This window comes from Ectopseudomonas composti, assembly GCF_001567565.1.
GTDB classification, from domain to species: domain Bacteria; phylum Pseudomonadota; class Gammaproteobacteria; order Pseudomonadales; family Pseudomonadaceae; genus Aquipseudomonas; species Aquipseudomonas composti_A.
On the sequence record NZ_LSSW01000029.1, the window covers coordinates 554,996 to 569,287 of the forward strand.

Sequence of the window (14,292 nt, forward strand, 5' to 3'; positions counted from 1 at the left end):
AAAGGCGCTGAGTGTGGCACAGATGGGCGTCAGCACGAAAGACTGCCGGCGGTGTCGGCAACTCGGCGAGTTCGCTATAATCCGCCGCCTGTCGCACACCCGGCGCGCCGGGTCGCCCCTATCGAAGGAACGCGCATGTTCGAAAATCTTACCGATCGCCTGTCCCAGACGCTGCGTAACGTCACCGGCAAGGCCAAGCTGACCGAAGACAACATCAAGGATACGCTGCGCGAAGTGCGCATGGCCCTGCTCGAGGCCGACGTGGCTCTGCCAGTGGTCAAGGACTTCGTCGGCAAGGTCAAGGAGCGTGCCGTTGGTACCGAAGTCTCCAAGAGCCTGACTCCGGGCCAGGCCTTCGTGAAGATCGTTCGCGCCGAGCTGGAAGAGCTGATGGGCGCGGCCAACGAAGATCTGGCACTAAACGCCGCACCGCCTGCCGTGGTGCTGATGGCGGGTCTGCAGGGCGCGGGTAAGACCACTACCGCCGGCAAGCTGGCCAAGTTCCTCAAGGAGCGCAAGAAGAAGTCGGTGTTGCTGGTGTCTGCCGACGTCTACCGGCCGGCGGCGATCAAACAGCTGGAAACGCTGGCGGGCGATCTGGGCGTCACCTTCTTCCCGTCCGATGCCAGCCAGAAGCCTGTGGATATTGCCAATGCGGCGATCCGCGAGGCCAAGCTGAAGTTCATCGATGTGGTCATCCTCGATACTGCCGGTCGCCTGGCCGTGGACGCCGAGATGATGGCCGAGATTCAGGCGCTGCACGCGGCGGTCAAGCCGGTCGAGACCCTGTTCGTGGTCGACGCCATGACCGGCCAGGATGCCGCCAACACGGCCAAGGCGTTCGGCGAGGCGCTGCCGCTGACCGGTGTGGTGCTGACCAAGGTCGATGGTGACGCCCGTGGCGGCGCCGCGCTGTCGGTGCGTCATATCACCGGCAAGCCGATCAAGTTCATCGGTATGGGCGAGAAGAGCGATGCGCTCGAGCCCTTCCATCCGGATCGTATCGCTTCGCGCATCCTCGGCATGGGCGATGTGCTCAGTCTGATCGAGCAGGCCGAACAGACCCTCGATCGCGAAAAGGCCGAGAAACTCACCAAGAAGCTGAAGAAGGGCAAGGGCTTCGATCTCGAAGACTTCCGTGATCAGCTGCAGCAAATGAAGAGCATGGGTGGTCTCGGCGGCCTGATGGACAAACTGCCGTCCATCGGTGGCGTCAACCTGTCGCAGATGGGCAGCGCCCAGGGTGCAGCCGAGAAGCAGTTCAAGCAGATGGAGGCGATCATCAACTCGATGACGCCTGCCGAGCGTCGCGACCCGGAGATCATCAGCGGCTCGCGCAAGCGCCGCATCGCTCTCGGTTCCGGCACCCAGGTGCAGGACATCGGACGGCTGATCAAGCAGCACAAGCAGATGCAGAAGATGATGAAGAAATTCACCGCCAAGGGCGGCATGGCCAAGATGATGCGCGGCATGGGTGGCATGCTTCCGGGCGGCGGCGGAATGCCGAAATTCTGAGGTCTGCGCCCCGGTCGATGGCCGGGAGGAAAAAGAGATTTGCAAACCGCCGCATAATCCTTAAAATATGCGGCCTTTCGGGCCTAGGCCCATTTTTGATGTGTGCCTCAAGTTAGCACCGACTACAGGAACGATGTTCTCATGGTAACTATTCGTCTCGCTCGCGGCGGCTCCAAAAAGCGCCCCTTCTACCACCTGACCGTGACCAACAGCCGCAATGCGCGCGACGGTCGCTTCGTAGAGCGTATCGGTTTCTTCAACCCGGTCGCTTCGGGTGCTGAAGTCAAGCTGTCCGTGAACCAAGAGCGTGCCACCTACTGGCTGAGCCAGGGTGCGCAGCCGTCTGAGCGCGTTGCTCAGCTGCTCAAGGAAGCTGCCAAGGCTGCTGCCTAAGCATCTTTTATGAGTACGACGCCGGCCGTCGCCGAGGATTTGATCGTTCTCGGCAAGATTGTTTCGGTGCACGGCGTCAAGGGCGAAGTGAAGGTGTATTCCTTTACCGATCCCATCGATAACGTGCTCGATTACCAAAGCTGGACGCTCAAGCGTGACGGTGAGGTAAAGAAAGTGGAATTGGCCAGCGGCCGCCTGCAGGGCAAGGTGCTGGTTGCCAAGTTGAAAGGTCTGGATGATCGCGAAATTGCGCGTACTTACGCCGGTTTCGAGATTTGCGTGCCGCGTAGCGAGCTGCCAGATCTGGAAGACGGCGAGTTCTACTGGTACCAGTTGCAGGGCTTGAAGGTCATCGATCAGGCGGAGCAGTTGCTCGGTGTGGTTGACCATCTGTTCGAGACCGGTGCCAATGATGTGATGGTGGTCAAACCCTGCGCGGGTAGCCTGGATGATCGCGAGCGCCTGTTGCCCTATACGGAGCAATGCGTACTTTCGATCGATCTGGCAGCCGGCGAGATGCGGGTCGACTGGGATGCGGATTTCTAAGGCTCATGCGCGTAGAAGTCATCACCCTGTTCCCGGAAATGTTTGCCGCCATCGGCGAGTACGGCATCACCAGTCGTGCGGTCAAGCAGGAGCTGCTCAAGCTCAATTGCTGGAACCCGCGGGACTACACCACGGATCGCCACCATACGGTGGATGACCGCCCTTTCGGCGGTGGCCCGGGGATGGTGATGAAGATCAAGCCTCTCGAGGACGCCCTGGCCAGTGCCAGGCAGGCCGCGGGAGAGGCGGCGAAGGTGATTTACCTGTCGCCGCAGGGGCGTCGTCTGAATCAGGCAGCGGTCCGCGAGCTGGCGCAGGAGGATGCATTGATCCTGATCGCCGGTCGTTATGAAGGTATCGACGAGCGTTTCATTGAAACGCATGTCGACGAGGAATGGTCGATTGGTGACTACGTCCTGTCCGGCGGTGAGCTGCCGGCCATGGTACTGATCGATGCGGTGACGCGCCTTTTGCCTGGTGCATTGGGTCATGCCGATTCGGCCGAGGAGGATTCCTTTACGGATGGCCTGCTCGACTGCCCGCACTACACCCGCCCGGAGGTGTATGCGGATAAACGTGTTCCTGAAGTGTTGCTTAGTGGCAACCACGAACACATCCGGCGCTGGCGTTTGCAGCAGTCCCTTGGTCGGACCTGGCAGCGCCGCGCTGATCTTCTGGATAGCCGCTCGCTTTCTGGAGAAGAGAAGAAGCTGCTGGAGGAATACATCCGCCAGCGGGACGATAGTTAACGTATCGATGGCAGGCCGGGAGGCTTGTCTTAGGAGCGCAGCATGACCAACAAGATTATCCAGATGCTCGAAGCTGAGCAGATGAACAAAGAAATCCCGACTTTCGCCCCGGGTGACACCGTAGTGGTTCAAGTGAAGGTGAAGGAAGGCGACCGTCAGCGTCTGCAGGCCTTCGAAGGCGTCGTGATCGCCAAGCGTAACCGCGGCCTGAACAGCGCCTTCACCGTGCGCAAGATCTCCAGCGGTGTTGGTGTTGAGCGTACCTTCCAGACCTACTCGCCGCTGGTCGACAGCCTGAGCGTCAAGCGTCGCGGTGACGTGCGCAAAGCCAAGCTGTACTACCTCCGCGATCTGTCCGGCAAAGCCGCACGCATCAAGGAAAAGCTGTCCTAAGTTCGGACGCTTCTCAAGAAAAAAGCAGCCTGCGGGCTGCTTTTTTCGTTTCTGGGCCGCGTTGACCGACGGGTTTCGCGGTCAGCTCCATCCATCGAATGAGCAGTCGTGGCATGACCTTGAGAGAGCAAGAAATTCAGCGGCGCACTGCGCTGTCGGAGACCCGCGTGACCAAGGCGGTATTTCCGCCAACCACCAATCATCACAACACGTTGTTCGGCGGCACGGCGCTGGCCTGGATGGACGAGGTGTCGTTCATCGCTGCCACGCGTTTCTGTCGTTTGCCGTTGGTGACGGTGTCCAGTGATCGTATCGATTTCAAGCATGCGATACCGGCGGGCTCCATCGTCGAGTTGGTCGGCCGGGTGATCAAGGTTGGCAATACCAGCCTCAAGGTGGAGGTCGAGGTGTTCGTCGAGGGCCTGTATCAGGAAGGGCGCGAGCGGGCGATCAGTGGCAGTTTCAGCTTCGTCGCCGTCGATGACCAGCAAAAGCCCGTGCCGGTATTACCGGGCTTCGCTCACTAGGCCGTCATCGCGGTCAGGGGCGCAGGCTGATTTTCAGGCTGGCCTGTGACAGGTCGATATTGTGCAGGCTCAGGCTGCCGAAACTCTGGCTGGTCGGGGCGTCCTTGACGCGGATGTTGTCGAAGCGCAGTTCGCCGATGGAGCTGGGCAGGTTGACGTTGAACGAGCCATCGTCGTTCAGCGTCGAGCGCAGCTTGCTGGTGTCGTAGCGCACGTCGCGCAGGCTGGTTTCAGCGTCCAGGTTGTCGAGTACCGGCATCACCAGCTTGGCCAGTTGCTTGACCGTGCCCAGGTCGTCACCGCTTTCCGCGCGCAGCAGCAAACCTTGCAGTGCTTCGTCGAGGCCTTGGGCGCTGACCGCGCTCATCTCGCTGTCGCTCAGCGACTGCATGCCGCGCGGCGTTTCATCCTGGCTGATGGTGCTGGGGGGCTGCAGTCGCTGAATGTCGGCGCTGGCCATTTGAAACGGTGTCATCAGCGCTGCCACCAGGGTGGCGGCCAGGCGCAGATTGCTCTGCTTCTTCAGTGCCTTGCTCAGTTGTTTCTGGGTCAGCAGTCCCTGCTCCACCAGAACTTCGCCGAGCCGCTTGTGGCTGGTCAGTTGGGCCTTGATTGCAGCATCCAGCTGCGTGGCGCTAATCAGTCCCTTGTTGATCAGAATCTGGCCGAGTCGCGAGTTGACGTGTTGGGACATGAGAAGCTACCGGGAAGGTGATGGCATGGTGAAATCATCGTTCCGCCCGGCCTGCCTGTCACCCAACCAAAGATAGGCTGGCCGCGCGAATCGTCATGTGGCTGCGGGTTCTTGCTGCACAGTGCTCTCGGTCGTTGTTTCTTCTGTTTCGATTAGTGCCATCAGCGTCCAGCCTGTGCCGGGTGTGAAGGTCAGGGGTTGCGTGGCGATATGCAGCCAGCCATTGGGCGCGCGGGCCAGCAGCAGGGTCGCGCGTTTGCCGTACAGCGCGTTGTAGGCGTTCCAGTCGAAGGTCTCGGTGAGGGTGGTACTGCGCACTTCGTCACCACGTGCCAGGCGGCTGGCGAACTGCGGATAGCTCAAGGCCTGGCCGCCCAGCGCCAGGCCGCGCACCTCGTCACTGCTGCGGTGCTTGTCGCTGCGTCGTCCGTCGGCGCTGGTGGGCAAGGTAAAGCGCCGGTTGCTGGGGAAGTCGTGACGGTAGTGCATGCAGGCCAATGCGTTGAGTTCTGCCGAGGGCGCCAGTGCCAGCAGGTGACCCAGGCCGACCAGGTCCAGGTGTGCTTCGGCATGCTGCGAGGTTGGATTGCCAAAGTAGGTGGGTAGACCGGACATGCGCGCCGCGCGAATATTCTCCCAGCTGGAGTCGGTCAGCAGGACCTGGCTACCCAGGCCCTGGATGGCCTTGCCTATCGCTCGCGCGACCGGGTTGGCGCCGACGATCAGAAAGCCGCTGGGAGAGGGCTCGGCGACCTTGAGCAGGCGCGCCAGTGGGCGTGCGGTTGCGCTCTGCAGGACCACGGTGCCAATGATCACCAGAAAGGTGAGCGGCACCAGCAGTTGCGCCTGCTCATTGCCCTGTTGCTCCAGGCGCAAAGCGAAGATCGCCGAGACCGCAGCGGCGACGATGCCGCGCGGTGCGATCCAGGCCAGCAGCGCGCGTTCGCGCCAGTTGAGGCTGGAGCCCAGGGTGCAGACGGCGATATTCAGTGGGCGCGCGACCAGCTGGATGACCGCGAGCAGGGCCAGCGTTGCCGGGCCCAGCGCCAGCAGCGCCTGCAGGTCGAGGCGGGCGGCGAGGATGATGAACAGGCCGGAGATCAGCAGCACGCTGAGGTTCTCCTTGAAGTGCAGGATCGGCCTGATGTCCACGCCGCGCATGTTGGCCAGCCACATGCCCATGACCGTCACGGCCAGCAGGCCGGACTCGTGCACCATCAGGTTGGCGGCGATGAATATGCCCAGTACTGCAGCGAGGGAGGCGAAGTTGTGCAGGTATTCCGGCAGCCAGCGCCGCCGCAGGACGACGCCGAAGGCCCAGCCGGCAGCCGCGCCGAGCAGGCTGCCGCAGGCGATCACCGCGGCGAAGGTGCTCAGGCTCTCGCTCAGGGCGTTGCCTTCTGCGTAGCTGACGATGAAGGCAAAGGTCACCACGGCCAGCAGGGCGCCGATGGGGTCGATGACGATGCCCTCCCAGCGCAGGATGTTCGCCACTGCCGAGGTGGGGCGCACCACGCGTAGCATCGGGGCGATCACCGTCGGGCCGGTCACCAGGGTCAGGGTGCCGAACAGCAGTGCCAGGTCCCAGGAAAACCCCAGCAGGTAATGACTGGCGATGCTGATCACTGCCCAGGTCAGCAGTGCGCCGATGGTCACCAGGCGATGCACGACCTTGCCGATCTCGCGCCACTCGGAGAGGTGCAGGGTCAGACTGCCTTCGAACAGGATCAGCGCCACGGCCAGCGAGATGAACGGAAACAGCAGTGGGCCGAACAGCTCCTGCGGGTCGAGCACGCCCAGCAGCGGCCCGGCGAGAATGCCGCCGAACAGCAGGAACAGGATGGCCGGCAGGCGCAGTCGCCAGGCCAGCCATTGACTGGCCAGGGCCAGCAGGCCGATGCCGCCCAGGCTCAGCAGGATGTGTGTCTCGCTCATCGGATCTCCCTATCGAGCATTTCTGGCAACTGGCTGTGGTGCCATTGCCGCGTTGAAGGCGAGCGCCTGTATGAGTCAGATGGCATGCCCGATAAACTTCGCTTCTCGCCTGCTTGATTCGCTGGCGCTGACCCTTCGGGCGTTACTCCCGTTGGTCGTTGTGTCTTGCTCTGGCGGCCCCGTCTGCGTTTTTCAGTTGCCCTGTCGCGGTGGGGCTGTGGAACACTGGCGCTCATCTTTCTTCGTGGACTCTCGATGGCAACGTTAACTCATCCTCTGATCGAGCGCTTCCTCGAAGCCTTGTGGTTGGAGAAGGGGCTCTCCGCTCACACCCAGGCCGCCTATCGCAGTGATCTGGAGCACTTCAATGCCTGGCTCGATGCTCGCGGGCTGGAGCTGCCGCATATCGGTCGTGACGCCATTCTCGATCACCTGGCCTGGCGTCTGGAACAGGGCTATCAGGCGCGCTCCACCGCACGTTTTCTTTCGGGGCTGCGCGGTTTCTATCGGTTTCTGCTGCGTGAAACGCTGATCGGCGAAGACCCGACCTTGCAGATCGATTTGCCACAGATAGGTAGGCCACTGCCCAAATCGCTGTCCGAGGCGGATGTCGAAGCGCTGCTGCAGGCGCCGGATCTGGATGACCCGATTGGTCTGCGCGATCGCGCCATGCTCGAGGTGCTCTATGCCTGCGGTTTGCGCGTCAGTGAACTGGTCGGGCTGACGCTGGAGCAGGTCAACCTGCGCCAGGGCGTGCTCCGGGTCTTCGGCAAGGGCAGCAAGGAGCGTCTGGTGCCGCTGGGTGAAGAGGCGATTGCCTGGATCGAGCGCTACATGCGCGAGGCGCGCCCGTTGTTGCTGGGCGGCAAGCCCAGTGATGTGCTGTTTCCCAGTCTGCGCGGCGAGCAGATGACCCGGCAGACCTTCTGGCATCGCATCAAGCACCAGGCGCAGGTCGCGGGAATCAGCAAGTCGTTGTCACCGCACACGTTGCGCCATGCCTTCGCCACCCACCTGCTCAATCACGGCGCCGACCTGCGTGTCGTGCAGATGCTGCTGGGGCATAGCGACCTTTCTACCACGCAGATCTACACCCATATCGCGCGTGCCCGATTGCAAGAGTTGCATGCCAAGCACCACCCGCGCGGCTGAGGGCGCCGTCTGGTCGTCCAGGCGCTGCCGGCCGGGTCATCTGTGGTAGGCTGTAGCGATTTTCACCGGTCCGTCGTTCGACAGGAGTGTTCATGTCCCTGCCCCGTATTTCCATTGCTCTGGCGCTCGCGCTGGGCAGTAGCGTCACCCTGGCTGCCGACCCTGATCAGGTCATTCGGCAGTCGCTCAAGTCGCTCGACGCCAACCTGCCGATCGAGGCCATTGCCGAGAGCCCGATGACGGGTATTTACCAGGTACAGCTCGAAGGCGGTCGTCAGCTCTACACCAGCGCTGACGGTCAGTTCCTGATTCAGGGCTATCTGTTTCAGGTCAAGGACGGCAAGGCCGTCAACCTGACCGAGATCGAGGAAAGCCGTGCGGTGGCGCAGCAGATCAATGCCATTCCGGCCAAGGAAATGGTGGTGTTCGCGCCGAAGGATCCGAAGACCCACATCACCGTGTTCACCGATACAGACTGTGGCTATTGCCAGAAGCTGCACAGCGAGGTGCCCGAGCTCAATCGTCTGGGCGTCGAAGTGCGTTACGTGGCCTTTCCGCGTCAGGGCATGAACAGCCCGGCTGCCAAGGAACTGGCCAGCGTCTGGTGCAGCAAGGATCGCCAGGCGGCGATGAATCTTGCCAAGACTCGCCAGCCAGTGCCGGAAGCGACCTGCGACAACCCGGTGGCCAAGCAATACCAGCTCGGCCAGATGATCGGGGTCAACGGTACGCCGGCCATCGTCCTGGCCAACGGCAAGCTGATTCCGGGCTATCAGCCGGCGCCGCAGCTGGCCAAGATTGCGCTGGAGTCGAACGACTGACGGTGGATTGACTAACAAACAGCCGCTTCGTAAGGTGCGGCTCTTTATCTGCGGCCGGAGCATGCTCCGGCCGTTTCGTGCAGTGCTGATGGGGAATTGAGTGTGAAGCCGGTCAAAGTGGGCATCTGTGGGTTGGGCACCGTCGGTGGCGGTACTTTGAATGTACTCAAGCGCAACGCCGAGGAGATTACTCGGCGTGCCGGTCGCGGCATCGAGATTGCCCAGATCGCCATTCGTTCGCCCAAGCCGCAGTACGACACCACCGGCATTGCCATGACCAGCGACGTATTCGAGCTGGTCAACAATCCCGAGATCGACATCGTCATCGAGCTGATCGGCGGCTACACCCTGGCCAAGGATCTTGTGCTCAAGGCCATCGACAATGGCAAGCACGTGGTCACCGCTAACAAGGCGCTGATCGCCGTGCACGGTAACGAGATCTTCGCCAAGGCGCGCGAGAAGGGCGTGATCGTCGCCTTCGAAGCCGCCGTAGCCGGCGGCATCCCGGTGATCAAGGCGATCCGTGAGGGGTTGGCGGCCAACCGTATCAACTGGCTGGCCGGCATCATCAACGGCACCGGCAACTTCATTCTCACCGAGATGCGCGAGAAGGGTCGTGCCTTCGAAGATGTGCTCAAGGAAGCGCAGGCGCTGGGTTATGCCGAGGCCGATCCGACCTTCGACGTCGAAGGTATCGACGCCGCGCACAAGCTGACCATCCTGGCGTCCATCGCCTTCGGGATCCCGCTGCAGTTCGACAAGGCCTACACCGAGGGCATCACCAAGCTGACCACGGCCGATGTGAACTACGCCGAGGCGCTGGGTTATCGCATCAAGCACCTGGGCGTGGCTTGCCGCACCGAGGCCGGTATCGAGCTGCGCGTGCACCCGACGCTGATCCCGGCCGATCGCCTGATTGCCAACGTCAATGGCGTGATGAATGCGGTGATGGTCAATGGCGATGCTGTTGGCAGCACGCTGTACTACGGTGCTGGCGCCGGCATGGAGCCGACCGCTTCGGCGGTGGTGGCCGACCTGGTGGATGTGGTGCGTGCGCTGACCACCGATCCGCACAATCGCGTGCCGCACCTGGCCTTCCAGCCTGACTCGCTGTCCGATCACCCGATCCTGCCCATCGAGGCATGCGAGAGCGCCTACTACCTGCGTATCCAGGCCAAGGACCATCCGGGTGTGCTGGCGCAGGTGGCGAGCATCCTGTCCGAGCGTGGCATCAACATCGAGTCGATCATGCAGAAGGAAGTCGAGGAGCAGGACGGCCTGGTGCCGATGATCCTCGTGACCCATCGCGTGGTCGAGGCGCGTATCATCGAAGCCATCGCCGCCATGGAAGCGCTGGATGGCGTGACCTCGCCGGTCATGCGTCTGCGCGTCGAACAGCTCAACTAATCCCGTGTCCATCCGCAGGTTTCGCCCTGCGGATGCTGCAGAACGAAGGTTTATCCCATGCGCTATATCAGTACCCGTGGCCAGGCGCCGGCCCTGAATTTCGAAGATGTGCTGCTGGCTGGCCTGGCCAGCGATGGCGGCCTCTACGTGCCGGAGAATCTGCCGCGCTTCACCGTCGAGGAAATCGCTTCCTGGGCGGGCTTGCCGTATCACGAGCTGGCCTTCCGGGTAATGCGCCCGTTCGTTGCCGGCTCCATCGCCGATGCCGATTTCAAGAAAATCCTCGAAGAAACCTACGGCGTGTTCGAGCACAACGCTGTCGCGCCGCTGCGTCAACTGAACGGCAACGAATGGGTGCTGGAGCTGTTCCACGGCCCGACCCTGGCGTTCAAGGATTTCGCCCTGCAGCTGCTCGGTCGCCTGCTCGATCACGTGCTGGCCAAGCGCGGTGAGCGCGTGGTGATCATGGGCGCCACCTCCGGCGACACCGGCTCGGCGGCCATCGAAGGCTGCAAGGCCTGCGATAACGTCGACATCTTCATCATGCACCCGCACAAGCGCGTGTCCGAGGTGCAGCGCCGGCAGATGACCACCATTCTCGGTGAGAACATCCACAACATCGCCATCGAAGGCAACTTCGACGACTGCCAGGAGATGGTCAAGGCCAGCTTCGCCGACCAAGGCTTCCTCAAGGGCAATCGCCTGGTGGCGGTCAACTCGATCAACTGGGCGCGGATCATGGCCCAGATCGTCTACTACTTCCACGCTGCGCTGCAGCTCGGCGGCCCGGCGCGTTCCATCGCCTTCTCGGTGCCGACCGGCAACTTCGGCGACATCTTCGCCGGTTACCTGGCGCGTAACATGGGCCTGCCGGTCAGCCAACTGATTGTCGCCACCAACCGCAACGACATCCTGCACCGCTTCATGAGCGGCAATCAGTACGTCAAGGAAACCCTGCATCCGACCCTGTCGCCGTCGATGGACATCATGGTGTCGTCCAACTTCGAGCGCCTGCTGTTCGACCTGCACGGTCGTAATGGCGCTGCCATCGCCAGCCTGATGGATGGCTTCAAGCAGGGTGGTGGTTTCAGTGTCGAGGAAGATCGCTGGGTCGAAGCGCGCAAGCTGTTCGATTCGCTGGCGGTGAACGACGAGCAGACCTGCGAGACCATCACCGAGGTGTACAAGGAGTGCGGCGAGTTGCTCGATCCGCACACTGCCATCGGTGTGCGTGCCGCGCGTGAGTGCCGCCGCAGCCTGGCAACGCCGATGGTGGTGCTGGGCACCGCGCACCCGGTCAAATTCCCCGAGGCGGTGGAAAAAGCCGGTATCGATGCCGTTCCGGCGCTGCCGGCGCACCTGACCGATCTGTTCCAGCGCGAGGAGCGCTGCACGGTGCTGGCCAACGACCTGAAGGCCGTGCAGCAGTTCGTCGCTGCCCACGGTAATCGCGGCAAGCCGCTCTAGGCTGGCTGCTTCGATGAAACCGGCGCCCTAGTGGCGCCGGTTTCGTTTGGGCGTTGCTCAGAGGGCGAAGATCAGCGCCGCAAGCGCCATCAGGACGATCAGTGTCAACCAGATCAGCGCATTGAGGCGGCTGGCGCGGAGGATGGCGGCGCCGCGCAGGTGCGCGGGCGGGTTCTCTTCCAGGTACTGATCGACGCGGCGCTCGGCTTCCTCCTGGTCGTTCGCCAGGTATTCGCTCAGCAGGTCGATGGCTGCCTGGCGTTGGTCGGCCTGTGCGAGTTGGCGTACTGCGGGTGGAAGTTCTTGCATGACGCTACCTCTCTCCTGGGGTTGGTCAGGGGCGCAACTGCGACCCGGTTAGCGCTTTTTTCCGTGCGCGGCGAATGCGCCTGAGGTTTAATTCGACACTTCGCGAATGGATGCGTTTTAACCGAATCATGGATGACTTCTGCTGCCTGTCTCTTTTCTTTCCATTTCAGTCTGCTTTTCGGCCAGCCTTGCGCCGAGGATGACATCTGCGCGCTCATCTGACGAACGGCATCACATTTATCACATGTGATTACTTTACGGTTTACATGTAAGGGTCTAGGCTGCATTCATGGATAGCAAATCATCAGCCCATTACCAGCGTCTTTATCGTCAGCGCCTGCGCGAGCAGGGGTTGGTCAAGAAGGAAGTCTGGATATTGCCCGAGCACGCGCCGCTGTTGCTTGCGTTCGAGCGAAAACTGCGCCAGCCACAGTCGCTGCTGGCTTCGATGGAGAAGGAGGAGGGTATGAACATGCCTCAGGTTTGGACCGCTCAGGCGCTGCATGAAGCGCTGGCGGCAACGGAACTGTTCCAAAACGGCCAGGCCGGCATCGAGCTGCTTCAGGGGGCCGACGCCAGTCTTCACATCACCATGCACGAGTACGGCGACCTGCCGCTGTTCGTCGCCGTGTTCGGCGAGCAGATCATCGTCGAGGCACTGCTTTGGCCGGCGGCGGACGTCGAGGATGCTGCAGCCTTCAATGAAGAGGTGCTGCGTACCCACAAGCTGTTCCCGCTATCGTCCATCGGCCTGGAAAGAACGGCTGACGGACGTGATTGCTACACCATGTTCGGCGCACTGAGTTCGTATTCGAGCCTGTCCGACGTGGTGTTCGAGATCGAGCTGCTGGCGGACAACGTGATCAAGGCCACCGAAGCCTACGAAGGCTTCCTCAAGGGTTAAGGGAGAGTGCGATGAACGTCTGGAGCAAATTGCTGACGGCGCTGCGTGGCGGCGCCAATGAAGTGGGTGAGGCTGTGGTCGATGGTCAGGCCCTGCGTATCCTCGATCAGGAAATCCGCGACGCCGATGTCGAGCTGCGCAAGTCCAAGGAAGCGCTGGCCGAGATCATGGCCAAGCACAAGCTGGCCAGCGACAAGGTGAGCAAGAGCGCGGCGAGCATCGCCGAGTACGAGCAGTACGCGCTCAAGGCGCTGGACGCCGGTAATGAGACTCTGGCCAAGGAAGTGGCCGAGAAGATCGCCAATCTGGAGCTCGAGCAGGCCAGCGAGCGTGAGCAGGCCGAAGGCTTCGCCGCCAGCGTGGCGCAACTGCGCAAGGCCGTGACCCAGGCCGAGGGCAATATCAAGCGCCTCAAGCAGCAGGTGGATACGGTCAAGGCCACCGAGAGCGTGCAGAAGGCGCAGATGGCCGTGGCCCAGCGTTACGGCGGCTCCCAGGCCAAGCTGCAGACGGCGGTCGAGTCGCTCGAGCGCATCAAGCAGAAGCAGGCCGAGCGTGCGGCGAAGATGGAGGCCTCGGCCGAACTGGCCGCCACCAGCGCGCCGGACGACTCGCTGGAGGTCAAGCTGCGTGCCGCTGGTATCAAGGCCGATAACGCCAGCGCCGACAGTGTGCTGGCGCGCCTGAAGGACAAGTCCAAGGCTTGACCCTGGTGTGAAAGATACGGGGCGCTCGCGCCCCGTTTCCCTGATTCGGGAAAGGAATAAATGGAACTCTTCCTGCAGACTTCGCTGTCGTTTCCCACTGCCATCTACAGCTTCCTGCTGTGTGTGGCGGTCATCTATTGGCTGGTGGTTGCGGCTGGTTTGATCGAAATCGACCTGCTCGACATCGAGGCCGATTCGATGATGGACGGCGGCGGCCAGACCGAGGGCCTCGCCGGCCTGCTCTACAAGTTCAAGCTCGACGGTGTGCCGGTGACCCTGGTGCTGACCCTGCTGTTCTTCATCGGCTGGTTCATCTGTTATTTCATCGAGCTGTGGCTGCTGCGTCATTTGCCGCTGGGCATTCTGCGCTACCCGCTGGGGCTGGTGGTGATCGCCGGCGCGCTGGTTGTGGCGGCGCCGCTGTGCGCGGCCATCTGCCGGCCACTGCGCCCGCTGTTTCACAAGGTCGAGGCGATCAGCAGCAAGTCGGTGCTGGGGCAGGTGGCGGTGGTGCGCAGTGGCCGCGTTACCGCCAGTCATGGCGAGGCGTTGCTGGAAGACGGTGGCGCCGGGTTGATCCTGCGCGTACGTGCCGATGAGGCGCTGGGCTTCAAACGCGGCGACCGTGTGGTGTTGCTGGAATACCTGGCCGCCGAACACGCCTATCGCATCATCACCGAAGAAGAGTTTCGCGGCGTATAGCGTCTGCCGACAATCCGTACGTCACACAGGGCTGGCAGGGTAGGGCATCACCGAGCCGGTCTGCACAATTA

The 14,292-nt window shown here is 62.1% G+C and carries 16 protein-coding genes; 13 read left to right on the plus strand and 3 right to left on the minus strand.

The features are described from left to right. Positions 1 to 135 precede the first annotated feature (135 nt). From ffh to PCLY_RS19100, 6 genes are all read left to right on the plus strand, one after another. Positions 136 to 1,515: a signal recognition particle protein gene (gene ffh, locus PCLY_RS19075; protein ID WP_061241177.1), complete on the plus strand. Its 1,380-nt coding sequence runs from the start codon at positions 136 to 138 to the stop codon at positions 1,513 to 1,515. Positions 1,516 to 1,656: 141 nt separating this feature from the next. Beyond that, a complete protein-coding gene (rpsP, locus tag PCLY_RS19080; protein ID WP_021220791.1) occupies positions 1,657 to 1,908 on the plus strand; it encodes a 30S ribosomal protein S16 in 252 nt (83 codons plus the stop codon). A 9-nt stretch (positions 1,909 to 1,917) separates the two neighbouring features. Beyond that, positions 1,918 to 2,454, plus strand: a complete 537-nt coding sequence (gene rimM / locus PCLY_RS19085; protein ID WP_061241178.1) for a ribosome maturation factor RimM — start codon at positions 1,918 to 1,920, stop codon at positions 2,452 to 2,454. Between the two features lie 5 nt (positions 2,455 to 2,459). Continuing rightward, a complete protein-coding gene (gene trmD, locus PCLY_RS19090; RefSeq protein ID WP_061241179.1) occupies positions 2,460 to 3,203 on the plus strand; it encodes a tRNA (guanosine(37)-N1)-methyltransferase TrmD in 744 nt (247 codons plus the stop codon). A 42-nt stretch (positions 3,204 to 3,245) separates the two neighbouring features. Then, positions 3,246 to 3,596, plus strand: coding sequence for a 50S ribosomal protein L19 (gene rplS, locus PCLY_RS19095; protein ID WP_003246155.1), 351 nt, complete (start codon positions 3,246 to 3,248; stop codon positions 3,594 to 3,596). A gap of 113 nt (positions 3,597 to 3,709) precedes the next feature. Beyond that, positions 3,710 to 4,123, plus strand: a complete 414-nt coding sequence (locus tag PCLY_RS19100; protein ID WP_061241180.1) for an acyl-CoA thioesterase — start codon at positions 3,710 to 3,712, stop codon at positions 4,121 to 4,123. A 13-nt stretch (positions 4,124 to 4,136) separates the two neighbouring features. Here the strand turns inward: PCLY_RS19100 and PCLY_RS19105 are convergent, their stop codons facing one another. Both PCLY_RS19105 and PCLY_RS19110 read right to left on the minus strand, forming a co-directional pair. Further along, positions 4,137 to 4,817, minus strand: a complete 681-nt coding sequence (locus tag PCLY_RS19105) for a hypothetical protein (protein WP_061241181.1) — start codon at positions 4,815 to 4,817, stop codon at positions 4,137 to 4,139. 93 nt (positions 4,818 to 4,910) lie between these two features. Continuing rightward, a complete protein-coding gene (locus PCLY_RS19110) occupies positions 4,911 to 6,752 on the minus strand; it encodes a cation:proton antiporter (RefSeq protein WP_061241182.1) in 1,842 nt (613 codons plus the stop codon). A 255-nt stretch (positions 6,753 to 7,007) separates the two neighbouring features. On the opposite strand from PCLY_RS19110, the gene xerD reads away from it, so the two are divergent. The 4 genes from xerD (at position 7,008) to thrC (ending at position 11,599) form a co-directional block, all read left to right on the plus strand. Next, positions 7,008 to 7,904, plus strand: a complete 897-nt coding sequence (xerD, locus tag PCLY_RS19115) for a site-specific tyrosine recombinase XerD (RefSeq protein ID WP_061241183.1) — start codon at positions 7,008 to 7,010, stop codon at positions 7,902 to 7,904. A 92-nt stretch (positions 7,905 to 7,996) separates the two neighbouring features. Next, entirely contained in the window at positions 7,997 to 8,725 is a 729-nt protein-coding gene (locus PCLY_RS19120) for a disulfide isomerase DsbC N-terminal domain-containing protein (RefSeq protein ID WP_061241184.1), read from the plus strand. A gap of 102 nt (positions 8,726 to 8,827) precedes the next feature. Then, positions 8,828 to 10,132, plus strand: a complete 1,305-nt coding sequence (locus PCLY_RS19125; RefSeq protein WP_061241185.1) for a homoserine dehydrogenase — start codon at positions 8,828 to 8,830, stop codon at positions 10,130 to 10,132. A 57-nt stretch (positions 10,133 to 10,189) separates the two neighbouring features. Then, complete coding sequence (gene thrC / locus PCLY_RS19130) at positions 10,190 to 11,599, plus strand: threonine synthase (protein ID WP_061241186.1); 1,410 nt, start codon at positions 10,190 to 10,192, stop codon at positions 11,597 to 11,599. Positions 11,600 to 11,656: 57 nt separating this feature from the next. Here thrC and PCLY_RS19135 read toward each other — a convergent pair whose 3' ends face one another. After that, positions 11,657 to 11,908 (minus strand): hypothetical protein, encoded by a 252-nt coding sequence (locus tag PCLY_RS19135; protein WP_061241187.1) that lies wholly within the window; start codon positions 11,906 to 11,908, stop codon positions 11,657 to 11,659. Between the two features lie 289 nt (positions 11,909 to 12,197). Between PCLY_RS19135 and bacA the strand changes: the two genes are divergently transcribed. The 3 genes from bacA to PCLY_RS19150 are packed head-to-tail and all read left to right on the plus strand — an operon-like array spanning position 12,198 to position 14,221. Beyond that, on the plus strand, positions 12,198 to 12,812 hold the full coding sequence (bacA, locus tag PCLY_RS19140; RefSeq protein WP_061241188.1) for a biofilm formation regulator BacA: 615 nt from the start codon (positions 12,198 to 12,200) through the stop codon (positions 12,810 to 12,812). 11 nt (positions 12,813 to 12,823) lie between these two features. Further along, on the plus strand, positions 12,824 to 13,519 hold the full coding sequence (locus tag PCLY_RS19145) for a PspA/IM30 family protein (RefSeq protein WP_061241189.1): 696 nt from the start codon (positions 12,824 to 12,826) through the stop codon (positions 13,517 to 13,519). A gap of 60 nt (positions 13,520 to 13,579) precedes the next feature. Next, positions 13,580 to 14,221, plus strand: coding sequence for an OB-fold-containig protein (locus PCLY_RS19150; RefSeq protein WP_061241190.1), 642 nt, complete (start codon positions 13,580 to 13,582; stop codon positions 14,219 to 14,221). Positions 14,222 to 14,292: the final 71 nt, after the last annotated feature.